Here is a 21,595-nt window from a genome sequence, read left to right as displayed (position 1 = left end):
GATATGCCGTTTTTGTTGTTCTGGTCGGCGCATGCATGCGTCTACAGTCTTCGCACACTGCTAGCCGACCGGACAGGAAAATGCACGCACGCGCTGACGCTGCCGACACGGCGCCGAACTGGCCCGACGATATTTTCGCGACCTTGCAGCGCTTCGACGTTCGGCAGGTGCCTTATGTTCCGGACGCCGGTCACTCCAAGCTGATCCAGCGCGTGCTGGACTCCTCCACCATGCGCGGCATTGCGCTGACGACGGAGGAGGAGGGCGTGGCGCTGCTCGCCGGCGCCTGGGCCGGCGGACAGCGCGGCGTGCTGCTGATGCAGTCGAGCGGCGTCGGCAATTGCATCAACATGCTGTCGCTGATCCCGATCCTGCGCTTTCCGTTCCTCACGCTCGTGACGATGCGCGGCGAGTGGGGCGAGTTCAATCCGTGGCAGGTGCCGATGGGCTCGACCACGCAAGGCGTGTTCGAGCTCTCCGGCGTCAAGGTGCTGCGCGCCTCGCACGCTGCCGAGGTGCCTGCCGTCTTGGAAGCGGCCGCGGCGCAGGCCTACAACGCGCTGACGCCAACCGCCGTCCTTCTGTCGCAGCGCCTGATCGGCGCCAAGGTTTTCACCAAATGAGCAAGGCCAATCTCCTCGACCGCCGGCAGGTGGTGTCCACGTTGCTGGCGAACCGCAAGAACGTCGTCGCGATCGGCGGCCTTGGCGCTTCCACCAACGACATGTGCGCCGCCGGCGACCACGCCCGCAACTTCTACCTCTGGGGCGGCATGGGCGGCGCCGCGATGATCGGGCTGGGTCTGGCGCTGGCGCAGCCGAAGCTGCCGGTATTGGTCATCACCGGCGACGGCGAGATGCTGATGGGCATGGGCAGCCTTGCCACCATCGGCCTGCAGAAGCCGGCCAACCTCTCGATCGCAGTGCTCGACAACGAGGCCTATGGCGAGACCGGCGGCCAGACCAGCCACACCTCCGCCGCCGCCGACCTCGTCGGCATCGCCAGGGCTTGCGGCATTATCGACAGCCGGGCCGCCACGACCATGGCCGAAGTCGAAGCCTTCGCCAAAGCCGTCCACGACCTCTCCGCGGGTCCGCGCTTTGCCAATGTGAAGATCGACAGCGCCGGCCTTGAGCGGATTCTGCCGACGCGGGACGGGACCTACATCGTCAACCGGATCCGTGCTGACCTCGGCTTCCAGCCGATCTAGGCGGTCCGTCCATCCCCGAACGCCTGCACGCGGGCCGTGCAGGCTCGACCAATTTCCATTGATTCCAGGTCGCACGCAGGTTGCGATGCAACATAGTGCTTGACTCCTGCGTGGGTGAGTGCTTACTCACCCAGCATGAGCTCATTGCGTATGACGAGCGACCTGAGGCGTCAATTGATCCTCGGCGCCGCAAAGCGCTGCTTTGCCCGACACGGCTATAACGGCACCACGACCAAGAGCGTGGCGGCCGCCGCTGCCATTTCTGAAGCGCTGCTGTTCAAGCATTTCCCGTCCAAGGCGGCGCTCTACGCCGAGATCCTCAGCGACGAATGCGAGGCGGATCCCGCTCTGATGGAGCTGCTCGAGCGCGAGCCGTCGACGGCTACGCTGGTCGAGGTGATCCGCGGCATGGTCGAACACTTCCTCCAGATCGCCGACGGTCCCGATCAGGAAGAGGCCCAGCGCCTGCGGCTAATGGCCACGAGCCATTTGGATGACGGCGAATTCGCCCGATTGCTGTATGCCAAGATCGAGACGCTGATCGGCGCTGTCTTCGTCGCCTCGCTCGAGCGTGCGGTTGCGAGCGGTGACGCGCGGCCCTGCGCTGGCGATCCGCTCAACCTGTTCTGGTTCGCGCATCATGCGGTGATGACCGCGGCGCTGACCAGGCTGCCGGCCACGCCCTGTCTTGCTTACGGCAGGGCGACCGACCTGGAGCGGCAGCTCTGTGAGTTTCTCCTGAGGGGTATCGGACTTAACGACGCCGCAATTGCTTCGCATCTGGGCCGCAATCAGGCCGCGGATGCGAACCGGGCGGCGATTGCAGAAAGTGCATGACATGAACATCGTGGCCGAAAACAAGATTTCGGGGCAACCGATCGACAACAAGGCTCCCAAGCGTCCGGTCCGGCCAGTGCGCTGGTTCATCATCGTTGGCACGCTTCTGGCCGTGCTCGTCGGAGGGCTCGTCTGGTTCAATTACTTCCGCGGCCAGATGATCAAGCAATTCTTCGCCAACAACAAGCCGCCGCCGACCGCTGTCAGCGCGGCCGAGGCGAAGTCCGAGGTGGTGCCGAACCTGCTCACCGCGGTCGGCAGCCTCGTCGCCGTGCATCAGGTCGACGTCAGCGCCGACGTCAACGGCCGTGTCACCGCGATCAAGTTCGAGCCGGGCACGCGCGTCGAGGCCGGCACGCCGCTGGTGCAACTGTTCGACGCGCCCGAGCAGGGCGATCTCGCCAATTACAAGGCGCAAGCGACCGTCGCGCAGCTGTCGCTTGAACGCGCCAAGCAGCTGGCCTCGCGCCAGTTCGGTCCGCAGGCGACCGTCGATACCGCGCAGGCTGCCTATGACCAGGCCCAGGCGGGCATCGCCAAGACCGAGGCGTTGATCTCGCAGAAGCTGGTGCGCGCGCCGTTCGCCGGCGATCTCGGCATGCGCAAGGTCGAGGTCGGCCAGTATCTGACCGCCGGCACGGCGATCGTGTCGCTGACCGATCTGTCCGAGCTGTGGGCCAACTTCACGGTGACGGAAAAGGATTCCGGCAGCCTCAAGGTCGGCCAGGTCGTGCGGTTGAAGGTCGACGCCTATCCGGGCCGCACCTTCGAGGGCAAGATCACCACGATCGAGCCCCAGATCTCGACCGATACTCGCAACATCCGCGTGCAGGCCACGATTGCCAATCCGGAGAAGATCCTGAAGCCCGGCATGTTTGTCACCACGACCGTGGTGCTGCCGGAAAAGCCGGCCGTGATCACGGTGCCTGAAACGGCAGTCGATTACACGCTGTACGGCGACTCGGTGTTCGTGATCACCGAGAAGAAGGAAGAAGACGGCAAGACCAGCCTGTCGGCGGTGCGCACCTTCGTGCAGACCGGCAACCGGGTCGAGGGTCGCGTCGAAATCGTCAAGGGCCTGAAGGTAGGCGACAAGGTCGTCGCTCTCGGCCAGCTCAAGCTGCAATCAGGCGCGCCGGTATCGATCTCGACCGATCCGGCCCCGCAGATCCCGGCGCAGCCGCCGCGCTACTGACAATATCCTCGCGTGATCCGGCCCGGCCGGATCACGCGTCTTGAAAAAAAGAAATCGAGATCGCCCGCGATGGCCTTTACCGACATTTTCATCAAACGACCGGTCCTGTCGGTCGTCGTCAGCCTGCTGATCCTGCTGATCGGCCTGCGCGCGGCAATGGTGCTGCCGATCCGGCAATATCCGAAGCTGTCGAACACGGTCATCAACATCACGACCGTCTATCCCGGCGCGTCCGCAGACCTGATCCAGGGCTTCATCACCACGCCGATCGAGCAGGCGGTCGCGTCCGCCGAAGGCGTCGACTACATCACCTCGTCCTCGGTGCTCGGCACCTCGACGATCCAGGTCTACATCAAGCTGAATTTCGATCCGAACCAGGCGCTCACCGAGGTGTTGGCGAAGACCAATTCAGTGAAGTACCTGATTCCGAAGGAATCCAACGACCCGATCGTCACCAAGACCACGGGCCAAACCACGGCCGTGATGTATCTCGGCTTCTCCTCGGACGAGCTGTCCGGCTCGGCCATCTCCGACTATCTGACGCGTGTGGTCCAGCCGGTGCTGTCGACCGTCGACGGCGTCGCCTCGGCCGACATTTTGGGCGGCCAGACCTTTGCGATGCGGCTGTGGCTCGATCCCGTGAAGATGGCGGGCCGCAACGTATCGCCGGCTGACGTTGCGGCGGCGATCCAGGCCAACAACTTCCAGTCCGCGGCCGGCCAGACCAAGGGCTATCTGATCGTCTCGAACGTCTCGACCAACACGGGCCTGACCAACGTCGATCAGTTCAAGAAGATGATCGTCAAGGCCAAGGACGGCGGCTTCGTGCGGATGGAGGACATCGCCACCGTCGAGCTTGCAGCCCAGAGCACGGATGCCAGCGTCGCCTTTAACGGCGAGCGCGCGATCTTCATTGGCGTGCAGGCGACGCCACAGGGTAATCCGCTGACGCTGGTCAAGGGTGTGCGCGCGCTGTTCCCCGAGCTCGAACGCAACCTCCCGCCCTCGATGAAGATGAAGGTCGCCTACGACTCGACCAAGTTCATCCAATCTTCGATCGACGAGGTGCGGAATACATTGGGCGAAGCCGTCATCATCGTGATCGTGGTCATTTTCCTGTTCCTGGCCTCGCTGCGCTCCGTCATCATTCCCGTCGTCACCATTCCGTTGTCGATGATCGGCGTCTGCACGATGATGCTGGCGCTGGGCTTCAGCTTCAACCTGCTGACCCTGCTCGCGATGGTCCTGGCGATCGGCCTCGTCGTCGACGATGCCATCGTCGTGGTGGAGAACATCCATCGCCATCTGGAGGAGGGCAAGACGCCGGTCCAGGCCTCGCTACAAGGCGCGCGCGAAATCGTCGGGCCGGTCATCTCCATGACCATCACGCTCGCCGCCGTGTACGCGCCGATCGGGTTCCTCGGTGGCCTCACCGGGTCGCTGTTCCGCGAATTTGCGTTTACCCTCGCAGGCTCGGTCATTGTATCAGGCGTGATCGCGCTGACGCTGTCGCCCATGATGTGCTCGGTGCTGCTGAAGAACACCGAAGAGGGCCGCTTCGCCAAGTTGGTGAACCGGGTGTTCGGCGCCATGACGCGGTGGTATGGCCGCAAGCTCGACCGCTCGCTCGACTACAAGGCCATCACCGGCCTGTTCGCCGTGACGATCCTGGGACTCGTCGGCTTCCTCTACATGAACACTTCGAAGGAGCTGGCGCCCGAGGAAGATCAGGGCATCGTGTTCGCGGTGACCAAGGCGCCGAAATACGCCAACATCGACTATGTCGATTTCTACGGCGAGAAGCTCGACAAGGAATTCCAGAAATTCCCCGAGACCGATCTGCGTTTCGTGCTGAACGGCATCAACGGCCCGCAAGGCGGCATTGCCGGCATGCTCTTGAAGCCCTGGGACGAGCGCACACGCTCGTCGATCGCCTTGAAGCCGCTGGTGCAGGCCGAGCTCTCCAAGATCGAGGGCGTGCAGGCGTTCGCGTTCAACCTGCCGCCATTGCCGGGCGGACCCGGCGGTCTGCCGATCCAGATGGTGATCAATTCCACGGCCAGCTTCCAGACCGTCTATGAGCAGATGGAGAAGCTGAAGGAGGCTGCACGCAAGAGCGGCATGTTCATCGTCTCCGATAGCGACCTCGCCTACAACCAGCCGAACGTCGAGGTGACGATCGACCGCACCAAGGCTCAGGACCTCGGCGTCAACATGCAGAACCTCGGCTCGACGCTCGCGGTGCTGCTCGGCGGCAATTACATCAACCGGTTCAACCTCGAGGGCCGCTCCTATCAGGTGATTCCGCAGGTGCCGCGCGGCAAGCGGCTGTCCCCGGAATCGCTCGGTGGCTACTATGTGACGACCAACACCGGGCAGCAGCTTCCGTTGTCGACCGTGGTCTCGATCAGGACCAAGACCGATCCGAATTCGCTGACGCACTACAACCAGCTCAATTCGGCGACGTTCTCCGCCGTGCCGATGCCCGGCGTGACCGTCGGCGCTGCGGTCGACTTCCTCGAAGGCGAGGCCAAGAAGCTGCCGCAAGGCTTCAGCCACGACTATCTGGCTGACTCCCGGCAATACGTGCAGGAAGGCAATCAGCTTGCCATCACCTTCGGCTTCGCGCTGATCATCATCTTCCTGGTGCTGGCGGCCCAGTTCGAGAGCTTGCGCGACCCGCTGGTCATCATGATCTCGGTGCCGATGGCAATCGTCGGTGCGCTGATCCCGCTGTTCTTCGGCATGGCGACCATAAACATCTACACCCAGGTCGGTCTGCTCACCCTGGTCGGCCTGATCACCAAGCACGGCATCCTGATGGTGGAGTTCGCCAACGAGCTCCAGGTTAACGAGCGGCTCGACCGCCGCTCGGCCATCGAGATGTCGGCCCGCATCCGTCTGCGGCCGATCCTGATGACCACGGCCGCGATGGTGACCGGCCTGATCCCGCTCCTGACCGCGACCGGCGCGGGCGCGGCCAGCCGCTTCTCGATCGGTCTCGTTGTCGTCGCCGGCATGTCGATCGGCACGCTGTTCACGCTGTTCGTGCTGCCGGCAGTCTATGTGGTGCTGGCGACCGACCATCGCGCGGCGGCCGATTCGGAGCGGAACAAGCAGATCGGCGAGCTGGACCTCGATTCAAAGGCGCTACGGCCGACCTGAGGCCGCCGGCAGGCTAGTCCCGAAAGGGCGGCAGCGGTGATCCGCTGCCGCCCTTTTCGTTGGGTCTCGGGCGAGCTCCTTGCCGCGCTTGCGAGAGACAAGGTCCGGTCTTCTTGCTAGGTTCCGTGGAATGAGCCTGTCCCTCCACCCCGATACACCTCGAGCCGGGACATTGCCGAGCGCGGCCCCAGGCGAGGTCGCCTCCGGCGACACTGCGGGGCGCGGAATCCGGACCCGGCTCTTCGCCAAATACGTCGCGCTTTTCGTGGCGGTCGTCGCCATTGCGCTGCTCGCCAATGGCCTGTTCGAGGTCTACTTCTACTATCGCGAGCACAAGGCCTCTCTGATCCGGGTCCAGCACGAGCAGGCCGAGGCGGCCGCTGCCAAGATCGGCCGGTTCGTCAAGGAGATCGAGAGCCAGCTCGGCTGGACCACGCAGCTGCCCTGGTCGGGCGGCTCGATCGAGCAGCGCCGGTTCGACGCGCTGCGCCTGTTGCGCCAGGTCCCTGCGATCACCGAGCTGGCCCAGGTGGATTCGACTGGCAAGGAGCGGCTGCGGGTCTCGCGGCTGGCGATGGACGTGCTCGACAGCGGGATCGACCTGTCGAGCGATCCGAAGTTCACCGAAGCGGTCGCGCGCAAGGTCTATTACGGGCCGGTCTATTTTCGCCGGGAGTCCGAGCCCTACATGACGCTGGCGCTGGCGGGCGCACGCAAGGATGCCGGCGTCAGCATCGCCGAGGTCAATCTCAAGCTGATCTGGGACGTCGTGTCCCAGATCAAGGTCGGCGAGCACGGCAACGCCTACGTGGTCGGCCCGGAGGGCCGCTTGATCGCGCATCCCGACATCAGTCTCGTGCTGCGCAACACCGACATGTCCGGCCTTGCGCAGGTACGCGCCGTGCAAGCCGGCGGCGCCATGCCAGACGTGCTTTCCGAGGCCCACAACATCCAGGGGCAGAAGGTGCTGACCGCATCGGCCCCGATCGAGCCGCTGCGCTGGACCATGTTCGTCGAGCTGCCGGTCGAGGAAGCCTATGCCGCGCTTTATGCTTCGCTGCAGCGCCTTGCAATCGTGCTGCTCGCGGCATCCATCTTCGCGGTGCTGGCCGGGATCTTCCTGGCGCGCCGCATGGTCGGGCCGATCCAGGCGCTGCGGAGCGGCGCGGAACGAATGGGCGGTGGTGATTTCTCCCAGCGCATCTCGATCAAGACCGGCGACGAGCTCGAAGGACTCGCCGACCAGTTCAACGACATGGGCGCGCGCCTGCAGGAATCCTATGCCGACCTCGAAAAGAAGGTGGAGCAGCGCACGGCCGAGTTGCGGGAGGCGCTCGAACAGCAGACCGCGACGTCGGAAGTGCTGGAAGTCATCAGCTCCTCCCCCGGCGAATTGGAGCCGGTGTTCCGCAAGATGCTGGAGAATGCTACGCGGGTTTGCGGGGCTCAATTCGGTACGATGAATCTGTGGGACGGCAGTAAATTCAATATCGCCACGGACTACAACATTCCGCCCGAATTCTCCGCCTACCGCAAGCGGACGCCGATCCTTCCACACCCAGGATCGATTCTGGCTGCAGTCGTTTCGACGCATCAGCCGGCGCAGATCCGTGATTTGAGAGAGAGTCCGACCTACAAGGCCGGCGTTCCCAATGTCGTTGGAATGGCAGATATTGCCGGGGCCCGGACGCTCCTCGTCGTTCCAATGCTGAAAGAGGACGATCTGATTGGCGCGATCACCATTTTCCGACAAGAGATTCGCAGCTTCACGGATAAGCAGGTCGCTCTCGTCCAGAACTTTACCAAGCAGGCCGTCATCGCAATTGAGAATACGCGTCTGCTGAAGCAGCTTCGGGAGCGCACCACTGAGCTGTCGCAGTCGCTCGATGAGTTGCGCACCGCGCAGGACCGCCTGATCCAGACCGAAAAGCTCGCTTCCCTCGGCCAGCTCACCGCCGGCATCGCCCACGAGATCAAGAATCCGCTCAACTTCGTCAACAACTTCTCCGCGGTCTCGACCGAGCTGATCGACGAGCTCAACGAGATCCTGCAATCGGCCGCGCTCGACGGCAAGACGAAGAAGGAGGTCGACGAGCTGACCGGCATGCTCAGGGCCAATCTCGAGAAGGTGGTGCAGCACGGCAAGCGCGCCGATTCCATCGTCAGGAACATGCTGCTGCATTCGCGTCAGGGTTCCGGCGAGCATCGCGCCGTCGACATCAATGCGGTGGTCGAGGAGAGCCTCAATCTCGCCTATCACGGCGCGCGCGCCGAAAGGCCCGCCTTCAACGTCACGCTCCAGCGCGATTTCGACCCGGATGCCGGCATGATCGAGGTGTATCCGCAGGAGATCACGCGCGTCTTGCTGAACCTGATCTCGAACGGCTTCTATGCCGCGGCCAAGCGCAAGGAGAGCGAGGGCGATGCATTCGAGCCCACTTTGCGCGCGGCAACGAAGAATCTCGGCGACAGGGTCCAGATCCGGATTCGCGACAACGGCACCGGGATTCCAGCCGAGGTGAAGGAAAAGATGTTCAATCCCTTCTTCACCACCAAGCCGGCCGGCGAGGGCACGGGACTCGGCCTTTCAATGAGCCACGACATCGTGGTGAAACAACACGGCGGCACGATCGACGTGGACACCACACAAGGTGTATTCACCGAGTTCATCATCACGCTGCCGCGGACGATGGCAGCGGGCGACACTTCCGGAGGAAAGTCTTGAACGTTTACATCCTGGTCGTCGATGACGAGCCCGACGTCGAGGCACTGTTTCGGCAGCAGTTCCGGCGCGACCTGCGCGCCGGCCGGTTTCAGATGGAGTTTGCCCTCTCGGCCCCCGAGGCGCTCGAGCGCGCCGCCGAAGTCCGTGATCCCTCGCTGATCCTGATCCTGTCGGACATCAACATGCCCGGCATGAGCGGGCTCGACATGCTGCCGAAGGTGCGTGCCGCGCATCCCGATGTTCCCGTCATCATGATCACGGCCTATGGCGATGCGGAGACGCGCCGCAAGGCGATCGAACGGGGCGCCGTCGGGCTCCTCACCAAGCCGATCGACTTTGCGCTGCTGCGGCAGGAGATCGACACGAGGCTCGAGCAAGCCGCATGACTGCGACCATCCTCTTCGTCGACGACGAGCCGGATCTCGAGGCGCTGATCCTGCAGAAATTCCGCAGGCAGATCCGCGATGGGCAGCTCGCGCTGATCTTCGCGCGCGACGGCCTGGAGGCGCTGGAAGCGCTGGAGCAGAATCCGCATGTCGACATGGTGGTCTCCGATATCAACATGCCGCGAATGGACGGCCTGTCGCTACTCGCGAAGCTCCAGGAGGCCCAGGAGAAGAAGTCGACCATCATCGTCTCGGCCTACGGCGACATGAGCAACATCCGCACCGCCATGAACCGCGGTGCGTTCGACTTCCTGACCAAGCCGATCGACTTCGCCGACCTCGAAGCTACGATCGAGAAGACCGTCCGCCATGTGGAGATGCTGCGCGAGGTGCGGCGGCGCCAGATGGAAGCCGAGCGCGCCCATGCCTCGCTGTCGCGCTTCTTCTCGCCGGAGATTGCAAGGCGGCTGGCCGCGAACGTCGATGGCGACGGCATTGAGGTGCAGTGGCGCGATGTCGCCACCCTGTTCACCGATATTACAGGCTTCACCTCGCTGGTCGAGACCGCGCCTCCGCAGACCCTGGGCGAGCTCCTCAACGAATATGTCGGCGGCATGACCGAGATCGTCTTCGCCCATGAGGGGACGGTCGCCAAGATCATCGGCGATGCGATCCAGGTGCTGTTCAACGCCCCCGGCGACCAGCCGGACTATGCAACGCGCGCGGTCGCCTGTGCCCATGCTCTCGACGCCTGGGCGGAGGACTTTTCGGCGCGCTGGAAGGCAAGAGGCGTGAATTTCGGAGCTACCCGCATCGGCGCTCATGCCGGTCCGGCGCTGGTTGGCAATTTCGGCGGCAACCGCTTCTTCGACTACACGGCCTATGGCGACACCATCAATATTGCGGCCCGGCTTGAGGCGGCGAACAAGCACCTGGGAACGCGCATTTGCGTTAGTGCCAGCGTTGCGAATGGGGCCGAAAACTTTCGTGGCCGTCCCGTGGGCGACCTGATGCTGCGCGGACGCAGCGAGCCGCTGCGCGCATTCGAGCCGCTGCCGCAGGCGAGGTTCGAGGCGCCAGCGACGGCGCAATATGCCGAAGCGTTTGCCAAAATGGAGGCCGGCGATGCCGCGGCCATGCCGTCCTTCGCCGCGCTGGTCGGCATGCACGCCGACGATCCGCTGGCCGGATTTCACCTGAAGCGCCTGCTCAACGGCGCCAAGGGCACTCGCATGCAACTGGAATAGGAGTCCGTCATGACGCGCGAATTCTCGGCCGGCAACTATCGTTTCATCCCGTCCGTCTTCCAATATTCCGCCGGTGCTGCCGCGGATGAGGGCTACGAGATCGAGCGGGTCCGGTTCGACCGCCTGGTGCCGCTCGCCGAAGGATTTGCGCTGGCGGCAAAGTTCATCCAGGAGGCGGGCCGCCCGCTGACGGCGTTCTGCGCCTGCGAGCTGCGCTCGCCAGCGGCCTTCAGCGAAGAAGGCTTTCGCGCGTTCAATCTGCACTATGTGAAGACGCTGTCCGAATGGGGCATCTTCGACGGCAGCACCAATCCGGTGGCGCGCAGCAATGTCTGCCCCGAGATCGATCCGCCGTCCGAACCCTCGTTCTATGCGTTCTCCTTCACGCGTCCGACGCGGTCAAATTTGCCGAGCTTCGTCATCGCCGGCGGCGCCGAGGCGCGCGAGGGCAGCGGCACCTATGTCGAGCGCACGGTGCGCTACCGCGACCTCAGCCCGGAGGGGCTGCGCGAGAAGGTGCGCTTCACCACCACGTCGCAGATGGAAAACCGGATGGCAGCCTTCGGCTTCGGCTGGAAGGATACAACCGGGGTGCAGGCCTATTCCGTGCACGACTTTCACCATGCGCTGGTGGACGAGTTGGTCCGCCGTGGCGCGCTCCGCTCCGGGCTGACCTGGCATTTCGCCCGTCCGCCGGTGGTCGATCTGGAATTCGAGATGGATTGCCGCCGCGTGCTGCGGGAAGTGGTGATTTGAGGTCCTCACCAAGAGGAATAATCAGCGCTGCCTTGGGTCGAGTGCGTCGCGCAGCCCGTCGCCGAGCAGGTTCAGCGACAGCACGACGAGGAAGATCGCAAGGCCTGGCCAGATTGCCATCCAGGGCGCCTGGGTCAGGAAGCGTTGTGCCGCGTTGAGCATGCTGCCCCAGGACGGCGCCGGCGGCTGCTGGCCGAGGCCGAGGAAGGAGAGGGCGGCCTCGGCGATGATGGCCGCAGCGATCGAGAGCGTCGCCTGCACCAGAAGCGAGGGGAGGATGTTCGGCAGGATGTGCGAGAGCGCGATCCGCCACGGCGGACTGCCGAGTGCGCGTGCGGCCTCGACATAGTCTTCGGCTTTGACGACGAGCACCTGGCCGCGGGTCAGGCGGATGAAGATCGGCGTCGCCGAGATGCCGATCGCAATCATGGCATTGCCGAGGCTCGGGCCGAGGAACGCGGCGAGCGCGATCGCCAGGATCAGGAACGGGCAGGCCAGCATCGCATCGGTGATGCGGCTGATCAGCGCGTCGGTGAAGCCGCCGCGGTAGCCGGCGAGGAGACCGAGCGGCACGCCGATGCCGAGCGCGATCGCGACCGAGATTAGGCCTGCGAGCAGCGAGGCGCGCGCGCCGTAGACGACGCGGCTGAGGATGTCGCGGCCGAGCTCGTCGGTGCCGAACCAGTGGGCCGAGGTCGGCGGTTTGCGCACAAGGCTCCAGCTCGTCGCGATGGGATCATAGGGCACGATGAGCGGAGCGAGCACGGCAAGGGTGATGAATATCGTGAGCACGACGAGCCCGAACACCGCTGCCTTGCGCTTGAACAGCCGCCGACGCGCGCGGCGAGCCGGGCTATCCAGCTCGTCGGCTCGCGTGAGAGGACTCGGCAGTGCGGCGTCGGTCATGATCAGCCCCGAAGCCGCGGATTGACGAGGATGTAGGCGATGTCGGCCACCAGATTCAGCGTGATGTAGACCGTGGCCGTGACCAGGACGACGCCCTGAACCACGGCATAATCGCGGTTGAATACGGCATCCACGATCAGCTTGCCGAAGCCGGGAATGGAGAAGATCTGCTCGGTCAGGACCGCGCCTGAGAGCAGCGTACCGAGCTCGAGCGCGCCGAGCGTGATGACGGGGGTCAGCGCATTGCGCATGGCATGCTTGAGGATCACCGTGCGCTCCAACAGCCCTTTGGCGCGCGCGGTGCGCACGTAGTCGCTTTCCAGCACCTGAAGCATGGCGCTTCGCGTATGCCGCATCAGGATCGCGGCGATCGCATTGCCGAGCACGAAGGCCGGCATGATGGTGACGGCCAGGCTCGCGCGCCAGTTCTCGGTGAGCGGCACGTAGCCGGAAGCCGGCAGCCATCCAAGCTCGATCGAAAACAGGAAGATCAGCATGATCCCGAGCCAGAAGTTCGGCGTCGAGATGCCCCACAGCGCAAACAGGTTCGCGCCGTAGTCCCACGCGGAACCCTTCTTCACGGCCGCGACGATGCCGGCGGGAATGCCGATCAGCAGCGCGATCAGGATCGCCATCGAGCCGAGCTGCAGCGTCACCGGCAGCTTCTGCGCGATCAACTCGCGCACCGGCATCTTGTTGCGCAGCGACTCGCCGAAATCGCCAGAGAGCACGCCCTTGATCCAGTAGGCGTACTGCACCGGGACGGGCTGATCGAGCCGGTACTGGCGGCGGATCTGCTCGATCACGGCGGGATCGCGCTCCTCGCCCGCCATCACCAGCGCGGGGTCACCCGGCAGCAATTGCTGCAGCGAGAAGATCAGCACCGAGACGAAGAACAGCGTCGGCACGATCTGCACAAGTCGGCGGGCGAGGAAGTTCAGCATCCTCGCAGCGTCACTTCAGCTTGAGGCCGACAACGCGGACGAGGCCGTCCGGCATTTGCCTATAGCCTTCGAGCTTGGTCGTGTGCGCGATGATGATGCGGCGGTGATAGAGGTAGAGCAGCGGCTCTTCCTCCTGGACCAGCTTGGCCAGGACCTCGTAGCTCGCCTTGCGCTTGGCGGGATCGGTGACGAGCCGCGCCTCCTCCAGCGCCTTGTCGGCCTGTGGATTGTTCCACCCGCCATAGTTCTGGGGTGCGCCGTTGTGCAGGAACACGAAAGTGTTGCCGTCGGGATCGACGCGGCCGCTCCAGGCGAGCATGTAGGCCTGATAGTCGCCCGTCTCCGCCTGCTTCAACCCGGTTGCGAATTCGGTGAGGCGTATCTTCATGTCGAACCCAGCTTCCGCTGCCATCGACTGGATCACCTGCGCCGGTGTTTCGGTTTCCGCGCCCTTGGGCACCAGGAAGTCGACGCTGACCGGCGGCGTCACGCCGGCCTCCTTCAGCAGCGCCTTGGCCTTCTCGACGTTGCGGGGACGGATCGGAAGCGATTTCTGATAATAGGGATGATTCGGATTGACCCATTGATTGCCGACCTGAAACTCGCCGTTGAACACGACCTGGTTGATCGCCTCGCGGTCGATGGCAAGATCGAGTGCCTGCCGCACCTTGGCGGATTGGCTGAGCGGGCCCTTGGCCTTGTCCTTGCCGATGTTCAGCGTGATGCCCTGATAGCCGAGTTCGATGGCGGTCGCGACCTTCAGCCGCGAGTCGGCGCGCACCTCCTTGAGATCGGTGGCGAGCACGCGCTCGATCAGGTCGAGGCCGCCGGATTTCAGGTTTGCGAGCCGCACGGTCGCATCGACGATCGGCTGGAACACGATCTTGTCGATGAAGACGTTGTCCTTGTTCCAGTAGTCGGCGAATTTCTCGAACACGATGCGGTCCTGCTGCACGCGCTCGACGAACTTGTAGGGGCCGGCGCAGACCGGGCGAAGGCCGAACTTGTCGCCGGCCTCCTTGGCGGCCTTCGGCGACATCATCATTCCGGCGCGGTCGGTGAGCTGAGCGAGCAGGGGCGAGAACGGCGACTTCAACACCAGCTTGACCGTGAGGGGATCGACGATTTCGACGTGATCGACCGAGGCGAGCTCCGGCTTGCGGAACGAGCCGGGGAACGTCAGATGCCGCTCCAGCGAGAATTTTGCGGCCTCGGCATCGAACGGCTCACCGTCGTGGAATTTCACGCCGGGCCGCAGCTTGATGACCAGCGCCTTGCCGTCGTCGGCGGTTTCGCTCGAGAGCGCCAGCTGCGGCACGATGTTGAGCTTCTCGTCGATGTCGAACAGCTTGTCGCAGAAGGAGGAGAACACGATGCGGCCGACATAGGTGCGCGCCATCGTGGGGTCGAGGATATCGGGGTCTTCCGCGAGGCCGATGCGCAACGTGGTCTGGGCCTGCGCGGCCCCGATCGACACCAGCACAGCGGCGGCTGTTGCGGCCAAGCGAAACATCTTCATCGGTCAATCCCCATTGCTTCGGCTATTTCGTTGCGGACGCGGCGTACTGTATACCAACCCCGGCGGGGCTGCTGCCTTCCGTCTTTTGGCTGAAGGCCGCGACCAGTTTTGCAAGCACCGGCGAAAACCCACCGGCCGCGGGCAGAATGGCGTCGGCAGACGGCAGCTCCGCGGTGCGGTGACAGGCGGTGGCATGGCCCGTGTGGTCGGCCAGAAGCGCAGGCGCCTCATTGCGGCAGCGCTCGATCACGAACGGGCAGCGGGTGTGAAAGCGGCAGCCGGCGGGCGGATTGAGGGCGCTCGGGATTTCGCCCTCCAGCAGCACCGTCGTCCGTTTCGCCTTCGGCTGTGGCAGCGGGATCGCCGACAGCAGTGCGCGGCTGTAGGGGTGGCGCGGCGCGGCGAACAGCGCGTCGGCTTCCGCCGTCTCGACGATCTGGCCGAGATTCATCACCGCGACGTGGTCGGCGATGTGCTTGACCACGGCGAGGTCGTGCGAGACGAAGATGTAGGCGAGGCCGAGCCGGTCCTGGAGCTCGCGCAGCAGGTTCAGGATCTGGGAGCGGATCGAGACGTCGAGCGCCGAGACCGGCTCGTCGCAGATGATGAGCTTCGGCTCGACCGCGAGCGCGCGGGCGATCGCGATGCGTTGGCGCTGGCCGCCGGAGAATTCATGCGGATAGCGGCGGGCGAGGCGCGGCTCCAGCCCGACCAGCCGCAGCAGTTCGGCAACGCGCTCGGCCCGCCGCACCGGCGGCACCAGATCGTGCAACGCCAGCGGCTCGGTCAGAATCTGGCCGACCGTCATGCGCGGATTGAGCGAGGCGTAGGGATCCTGGAAGATGATTTGCGCCTCGCGGCGGAAGGCGCGCAAGGTCCCGGCGTCGAGCGCGAGCAGGTTGCGGCCGTCGAAGCGGATCATACCAGCGTCCGGCTCGATCAGCCGCAGCACCAGGCGGCTGACGGTGGACTTGCCGCAACCGGATTCGCCGACCAAGGCCAGCGTCTTGCCGGCCTCCAGCGAGAAGGACACGCCATCGACCGCCTTGACGTGCGCCAGCGCGCGGCCGAGCAGCGAGCGCTGGGCGACAAAATGCTTGACCAGGCCTTCAACCTCGAGCAGCGCCATCACGACACCAGCAATTCGAGCGGGGCGCGGATGCAGCGCGAGAGGTGGCCGACGCTGACTTCGACCAGCGGCGGCGGCACCCTGGTGCAGGCGTCGAGCACGAAGGGGCAACGCGCGGCGAAGCGGCAACCGCCGGGCGGCTGCGCCATGTTCGGCACCATGCCTTCGATCGTCGCAAGCTGCTCGGCGCGGTGGTCGAGCCGCGGGATAGAGCCGAGCAGGCCGACCGTGTAGGGATGCTGCGGCGCGGAGAACAACTCGTCGACCGGCGCCCGCTCGACGATCTCGCCGGCGTACATCACCGCGACCTCGTCGCAGACCTCGGCGACGACGCCGAGATCGTGGGTGATCAAGATGATCGCGGCGCCGCTCGCGGCCTTCAGCTCGCGCATCAGCTCCAGGATCTGGGCCTGCAGGGTGACGTCGAGCGCGGTGGTCGGCTCGTCCGCGATCAGCAGCCGCGGGTCGCAGGCGAGTGCCATCGCGATCATCACGCGCTGGCGCATGCCGCCGGAGAGCTTGTGTGGGTAGTCGTCGATGCGACGCTCGGGCGAAGGGATATGGACGCGGCGCAGCAGCTCGATCGCGCGGTCGCGCGCGCTCCTCCGCGAGCCGCCCCGGTGACGCAGGATCGTCTCGATGATCTGGTCGCCGATCGTAAAGCTCGGATTGAGCGAGGTCATCGGCTCCTGGAAGATCATCGCCAACCGATTGCCGCGCAGATCGCGCAGGGTCTGGTCCGGCGTCGTCAGCAGGTCGAAGCCGTCGAAGCGGATCGCGCCACTTATTTCCGCGCTCTGCTTCGGCAGCAGGCCCATGATCGCCAGCGACGTCACGCTCTTGCCGCAGCCGGATTCCCCGACGAGACCGAGCGTCGCGCCATTGGCGACGCTGAGATCGACGCTGTCGACCGCGTGGGTGATACGGCCGTCGTCGCCATGAAAGCGGATACGCAGATCCTTGATCTCGATGAGGGGGCTGGCGCTCATGATCGTCTCGCGCGCGCCGCTTCGATGCTGGCGTCGATGACGCTGCGATCGGTGTTGCCGGCCGGGTTCTGCCGCGTCGGCATGGAGGCGCGGAAATGCACCCAGAGCTCGTGGCTGACGCGCTCGAGCCGTTCGAGCTCACCGAGCGGATCGGAATGGTCGTCGGCGCGAATGTCGAGGGCCGGCCATTCCTCCTCGCCGTGGATCACGAGCGCGGCCGATTGCTTGCCGCGCTTGTCGCCGCCGGCGGCTTCGCCGGCGCGCATGGCCGCGAGCAGGCGGCGCGGGAAGGGCAGGCTGTCGCTGGCGATATAGGTCTTCGCCGTCTCGTCGAGCACGTCGGCCTCGGTGAGCATGTTGCCGGCGATCGAGAAGCCGCTGCCCGCGACGTGGCCGCACCAATCGACACAGTCGCGCCCGGTATGCGCGGCGATGGCGCCGCTGGCATCCATGACGTGGACCTGTCGGCTCTCGCGGCCGTCATCAGTTGCCAGCAGCGCGGCGAGCACGTCGTGCGCATTGAGGCCCTCGCGCAACAGCTTGACGCCGTCGATGCCGTAATAGGGATTGACGAAGGCCTGCGTTGCGATGGCGCCAAGGCCGGCGGCGATGTAGGGCACGCGCGCACCGACTGCGAAGAAGCGGGTCGCGACCGCGATGCCGAACTGGCCGGTAGCAGGATCGCGCGCGATGATCGACCAGGTCATGTGCTGCCTTCAGCGCCCCGCCGCGTAGCCCTGCATGCCGCGCGGATTGGCCGCGGCACGGCGGCGGCGACCGACGCGTGAGGCGGCCGTGAGGCGGCCTTCGGACCAGTCGGGACCGATCTCGACGATATGCCCGCGCTCGCGCAGGTTCTCGATGGTCGCCTTCGGCACGCGGTTCTCGACCACGAGCACGCCGGGACGCGCGGTGCGCGGCCAGAACGAGATCGGGAAATGCTCGGAATGCCAGGCCGGCGCGTCGATGGCTTCCTGGAGATTGAGGTTGCAATGGACATGGCGCAAGAAGAATTGCGTGATCCACTGGTCCTGCTGATCGCCGCCGGGCGATCCCCAGGCGAGGTAAGGCTCGCCATCGCGTAGCGCCATGGTCGGAGAGAGGGTGGTGCGCGGCCGCTTCCCCGGCGCGAGCGCGGCGGGATGGCCTTCCTCCAGCCAGAACATCTGAGCGCGGCTGCCGAGGCAAAAGCCGAGCTCGGGAATGATCGGCGAGGATTGCAGCCAGCCGCCCGACGGCGTCGACGACACCATATTGCCGTCCCTATCGATGATGTCGAAATGCACGGTGTCGCCGCGCACCTCGCCGAAGCGGCCCACGGTCGGCTCGCCGGCGCCGAGCGCGCCGACCGCCTCGCGCTGGCCCTCCGCGCGGCGCAGCTTGACGACACCGCCGAAGCCCTCAACCGAGCCCGGAATGAAATCGAGCGAAGCCTTGTCGGTGACGAGCTTGCGGCGCTCGTCGTTGTAGGTATCCGACAGCAGCGTTGCGATCGGGATCTCGTTGAACTTGGGATCGCCGTAAAATTTTTCACGGTCGGCGAAGGCGAGCTTGGCGCATTCGATCTGGAGATGGATGAACTCCGGCCCGGTCGGATCGAGTCCGTCGAGTGCAAAGCCCTTCAGCAGCGCGAGCTGCTGCAAGGTGACCGGACCCTGACTCCAGACGCCGGCCTTGCAGACGGTGTAGCGGCCATAGTCGTAGGTGAGTGGCGCCTCGACTGTCGGCTGCCAGCGCGCCATGTCGTCGGCGGAGAGCACGCCGCGATGTGGCGAGCCGCTGACGTCCATCACCTCCTGGGTTCGGCAGAACTTGTCGACGGCTTCCGCGACGAAGCCTTGCGACCAGGCTTTGCGCGCGCGCTCGATCTCCGCATCGCGGCCACCGCCGCCGCTTTCCGCCTCGCTCAGGATCCGGGCGTAGGTCGCAGCCAGTGTCTTGTTGGTGAACAGCGTGCCTGGCTTCGGCACTTCACTGTTCGGGAGGTAGACCGCGGCGGACGTCGGCCAGTGCTTGCGGAACAGCTGCTCGACGGTCTGGATCGTGGCGCAGGCGCGCTCGACCAGCGGATAGCCGTCGCGGGCGTAGGAGATCGCCGGCTCCAGCACGTCGCGCACGCGCATCGTTCCGTAGTCGCGCAGCAGCATCATCCAGGATTCGAAGGTGCCGGGAACGCAGGCGGCGAGCAGACCCGTGCCCGGCACCATGTCGAGGCCTTCGCTTCTGTAATGCGCGATGGTGGCCCGCGCCGGCGCCGGGCCCTGGCCGCAGATTACCTCGGTGCGGCCGCGCTTGACGTCATGCACGATGATGGGCACGTCGCCGCCGGGACCGTTCAGATGCGGCTCGACCACCTGGAGCGTGAAGGCGGTGGCAACGCCGGCATCGAAGGCATTGCCGCCCTTTTCCAGGATGGCCATGCCCACGGCAGTCGCAATCCAGTGCGTCGAGGCGACGACCCCGAACGTGCCCTCGATCTCGGGCCTCGTCGTGAACGGATCGGGATTGATATTACTGCCCATGGGACTTCACCACCTTATTTCCGGCGCGCGCAATTGATCACAGGGCCACCCCGCTTCCAAATGCGCAGGCTGCATGGCACGCGCGCGTCACGCCGGGACCGGCGCGGTGTTGACCGCATGGCAGGCGACGCCGTCGATTAGTTCCGGGGTTTCCTTGCGGCAGAGATCGAACGCCAGCGGACAGCGCGGATTGAAGGCGCAGCCGGAGGGCGGATTGATCGGGTTCGGAATCTCGCCCTTGACCGGAATGCGCTGGCGGCCGCTCATGGCAAGATCAGGCACGGCGCCCAGCAGCATCTTGGTGTAAGGCATGCGCGGATTGGCGAACAGCTCGCGTCCGTCCGCAATCTCGACGATACGGCCGAGATACATCACGCCGACGCGGCTCGCCATGTGGCGCACCACGGCGAGGTTGTGGCTGATGAACATGTAGGTCAGGCCGAACTTGTCCTGGAGGTCGCGCATCAGGTTCAGGATCTGCGCCTGCACGGAGACGTCGAGCGCCGAGGTCGGCTCGTCGCAGACGATGAATTCGGCGTCGGACGCGAGCGCGCGCGCGATCGCGATGCGTTGGCGTTGGCCGCCGGAGAATTCGTGCGGATATTTCAGCCGGTCGTCCGGATGCAGGCCGACGAGGCTGAGCAGCTCGCCGACGCGAGCCTGGATGTCGCGCTCGCCCTGGATCAGGTCGAAGGCACGGATCGGCTCGGAGATGATGGCATCGACCCGGAAGCGCGGGTTCAGGCTCGCATAGGGATCCTGGAAGATCATCTGGATGCGCCGGCGCAGCTTCCGCCGCGCTGGCGCCTGCCGCGGGTCGGTCATGGAGACGCCGTCGATCAGCACGTCGCCGGCGCTTGGCGGCAGCAGGCCGACGACCATGCGTGCCACCGTGGTCTTGCCGGAGCCGGACTCGCCGACCAGGGCAAACGTCTCGCCCTTCCTGATGTCGAAGGTAACGTGATCGACTGCCTTGAGATATTCGAGATGTCCGCCTTCAAGCACGCGGTTGAGCCAGGGTTTCGAGACGTCGAAGACGCGGCGCAGGTTTGTGGCCTGGACGAAGGGAGCACTCATGCCACGCTCTCCGCCGGCACGTCGTCATAGAGGTGGCAGGCCACCGATTGCGCGCCGCGCGGCAGCGGCTCCGGCCGATCGACACGGCAACGATCGAAGGCGAAGGCGCAGCGCGGATTGAACGAGCAGCCGCGCGGGATCGCCGACAGGCGCGGCATCGAGCCCGGGATCTGCACCAGGCGCTTGTCCTCGCCCGCAAGCGTCGGGATCGCGCCCATCAGGCCCTTGGCATAAGGATGCAGCGGATTCTTCACGAGGTCCTGCACCGGGCCGATCTCGGCGACGCGGCCGGCATACATCACCGCGACGCGGTCGGAGGTTTCGGCGATCACGCCCATGTCGTGCGTCACCAGCATCACCGCGGTGCCGTGGTCGCGTCCGAGCCGCTTGATCAGCGAGATGATCTGGGCCTGCACGGAGACATCGAGCGCGGTGGTCGGCTCGTCCGCGATGATCAGCTCGGGCTCGGCACAGATCGCGAGCGCGATCACGACGCGCTGGCGCATGCCACCGGAAAACTCGTGGGGATAGCCGTCGATACGCTTTTCCGGCGCGGGAATGCCGACTTCGGCCAGGAGGTCGATGGCGCGGCGGCGGGCGGCCGACTCGGACAGATTGAGGTGGGTGCGGATCGTCTCCACGATCTGGTCGCCGACCTTGTACAGCGGATTGAGCGATGTCAGCGGATCCTGGAAGATCATGCCGATGCGCTTGCCCCTGATACGGCGCATCTCCTCCGGCGGCAGATTGTCGATGCGCAGGCCCGCGAGATGAATCTCGCCGCCGGCAATGCGGCCGGGCGGATCGATCAGGCCGATCACCGCGAGGCCGGTGACGGACTTGCCGGCTCCGGACTCGCCGACGACGCCGAGCACCTCGCCCTTGGCAATGTCGAAGGAGACGCCGTCGATGGCGCGCAGCGTGCCGCGGCGGGAGGCAAACTCCACGTGAAGATCGCGCACGGAAAGGACGGGTTCGGTCATGGACG

The 21,595-nt window shown here is 65.2% G+C and carries 18 protein-coding genes; 9 read left to right on the top strand and 9 right to left on the bottom strand.

What is annotated here, in order from left to right; genetic code table 11:
- Positions 1-80 precede the first annotated feature (80 nt).
- The 9 genes from GA0061099_RS01815 to cnbZ all read left to right on the top strand — a co-directional run bounded on the left by GA0061099_RS01815 (position 81) and on the right by cnbZ (position 11,521).
- Complete coding sequence (locus GA0061099_RS01815; RefSeq protein ID WP_036025804.1) at positions 81-623, top strand: phosphonopyruvate decarboxylase; 543 nt, start codon at positions 81-83, stop codon at positions 621-623.
- Positions 620-1,210, top strand: coding sequence for a thiamine pyrophosphate-dependent enzyme (locus tag GA0061099_RS01810; protein ID WP_036025802.1), 591 nt, complete (start codon positions 620-622; stop codon positions 1,208-1,210). Before GA0061099_RS01815 ends, GA0061099_RS01810 begins: the two co-directional genes overlap by 4 nt.
- Before the next feature lie 135 nt (positions 1,211-1,345).
- Positions 1,346-2,047, top strand: coding sequence for a TetR/AcrR family transcriptional regulator (locus GA0061099_RS01805; RefSeq protein ID WP_063822469.1), 702 nt, complete (start codon positions 1,346-1,348; stop codon positions 2,045-2,047).
- Position 2,048: 1 nt separating this feature from the next.
- Positions 2,049-3,242 (top strand): efflux RND transporter periplasmic adaptor subunit, encoded by a 1,194-nt coding sequence (locus GA0061099_RS01800; protein ID WP_036004727.1) that lies wholly within the window; start codon positions 2,049-2,051, stop codon positions 3,240-3,242.
- A 69-nt stretch (positions 3,243-3,311) separates the two neighbouring features.
- Positions 3,312-6,407 carry a MexW/MexI family multidrug efflux RND transporter permease subunit gene (locus GA0061099_RS01795; protein ID WP_036025801.1) on the top strand — a complete coding sequence of 1,032 codons (3,096 nt, stop codon included), beginning with the start codon at positions 3,312-3,314 and terminating at the stop codon, positions 6,405-6,407.
- Between the two features lie 130 nt (positions 6,408-6,537).
- The gene (locus GA0061099_RS01790; RefSeq protein ID WP_036025799.1) at positions 6,538-9,132 is read left to right on the top strand and encodes an ATP-binding protein; all 2,595 of its coding nucleotides are present in this window, start codon (positions 6,538-6,540) and stop codon (positions 9,130-9,132) included.
- Positions 9,129-9,518, top strand: a complete 390-nt coding sequence (locus tag GA0061099_RS01785) for a response regulator (RefSeq protein WP_025034870.1) — start codon at positions 9,129-9,131, stop codon at positions 9,516-9,518. Before GA0061099_RS01790 ends, GA0061099_RS01785 begins: the two co-directional genes overlap by 4 nt.
- Complete coding sequence (locus GA0061099_RS01780; protein ID WP_036004735.1) at positions 9,515-10,765, top strand: adenylate/guanylate cyclase domain-containing protein; 1,251 nt, start codon at positions 9,515-9,517, stop codon at positions 10,763-10,765. Before GA0061099_RS01785 ends, GA0061099_RS01780 begins: the two co-directional genes overlap by 4 nt.
- A gap of 9 nt (positions 10,766-10,774) precedes the next feature.
- The gene (gene cnbZ / locus GA0061099_RS01775) at positions 10,775-11,521 is read left to right on the top strand and encodes a 2-amino-5-chloromuconate deaminase CnbZ (protein ID WP_036025796.1); all 747 of its coding nucleotides are present in this window, start codon (positions 10,775-10,777) and stop codon (positions 11,519-11,521) included.
- Positions 11,522-11,542: 21 nt separating this feature from the next.
- On the opposite strand, the gene GA0061099_RS01770 is transcribed toward cnbZ, so the two are convergent.
- The 9 genes from GA0061099_RS01770 to GA0061099_RS01730 all read right to left on the bottom strand — a co-directional run bounded on the left by GA0061099_RS01770 (position 11,543) and on the right by GA0061099_RS01730 (position 21,590).
- Positions 11,543-12,427 carry an ABC transporter permease gene (locus GA0061099_RS01770; protein ID WP_036025794.1) on the bottom strand — a complete coding sequence of 295 codons (885 nt, stop codon included), beginning with the start codon at positions 12,425-12,427 and terminating at the stop codon, positions 11,543-11,545.
- Positions 12,428-12,429: 2 nt separating this feature from the next.
- Complete coding sequence (locus tag GA0061099_RS01765) at positions 12,430-13,371, bottom strand: ABC transporter permease (protein WP_025034874.1); 942 nt, start codon at positions 13,369-13,371, stop codon at positions 12,430-12,432.
- A gap of 10 nt (positions 13,372-13,381) precedes the next feature.
- Positions 13,382-14,890: an ABC transporter substrate-binding protein gene (locus GA0061099_RS01760; protein ID WP_036025792.1), complete on the bottom strand. Its 1,509-nt coding sequence runs from the start codon at positions 14,888-14,890 to the stop codon at positions 13,382-13,384.
- A gap of 22 nt (positions 14,891-14,912) precedes the next feature.
- On the bottom strand, positions 14,913-16,019 hold the full coding sequence (locus GA0061099_RS01755) for an ABC transporter ATP-binding protein (protein WP_036025789.1): 1,107 nt from the start codon (positions 16,017-16,019) through the stop codon (positions 14,913-14,915).
- Complete coding sequence (locus GA0061099_RS01750) at positions 16,019-17,008, bottom strand: ABC transporter ATP-binding protein (RefSeq protein WP_036025786.1); 990 nt, start codon at positions 17,006-17,008, stop codon at positions 16,019-16,021. The genes GA0061099_RS01755 and GA0061099_RS01750 overlap by 1 nt, the downstream gene beginning before the upstream one ends.
- A complete protein-coding gene (locus GA0061099_RS01745; RefSeq protein ID WP_036025784.1) occupies positions 17,005-17,715 on the bottom strand; it encodes a DUF1028 domain-containing protein in 711 nt (236 codons plus the stop codon). Before GA0061099_RS01745 ends, GA0061099_RS01750 begins: the two co-directional genes overlap by 4 nt.
- Positions 17,716-17,724: 9 nt before the next feature.
- The gene (locus tag GA0061099_RS01740) at positions 17,725-19,530 is read right to left on the bottom strand and encodes a gamma-glutamyltransferase family protein (RefSeq protein ID WP_036025783.1); all 1,806 of its coding nucleotides are present in this window, start codon (positions 19,528-19,530) and stop codon (positions 17,725-17,727) included.
- A gap of 87 nt (positions 19,531-19,617) precedes the next feature.
- Complete coding sequence (locus GA0061099_RS01735) at positions 19,618-20,607, bottom strand: ABC transporter ATP-binding protein (RefSeq protein WP_036025780.1); 990 nt, start codon at positions 20,605-20,607, stop codon at positions 19,618-19,620.
- A complete protein-coding gene (locus GA0061099_RS01730) occupies positions 20,604-21,590 on the bottom strand; it encodes an ABC transporter ATP-binding protein (protein ID WP_036025779.1) in 987 nt (328 codons plus the stop codon). The genes GA0061099_RS01735 and GA0061099_RS01730 overlap by 4 nt, the downstream gene beginning before the upstream one ends.
- Positions 21,591-21,595 lie beyond the last annotated feature (5 nt).

It is taken from the genome of Bradyrhizobium yuanmingense (assembly GCF_900094575.1).
Lineage (GTDB): Bacteria > Pseudomonadota > Alphaproteobacteria > Rhizobiales > Xanthobacteraceae > Bradyrhizobium > Bradyrhizobium yuanmingense.
Note: the sequence above shows the minus strand (reverse complement) of the source record. Positions and strands in the feature narration are given on the sequence as shown.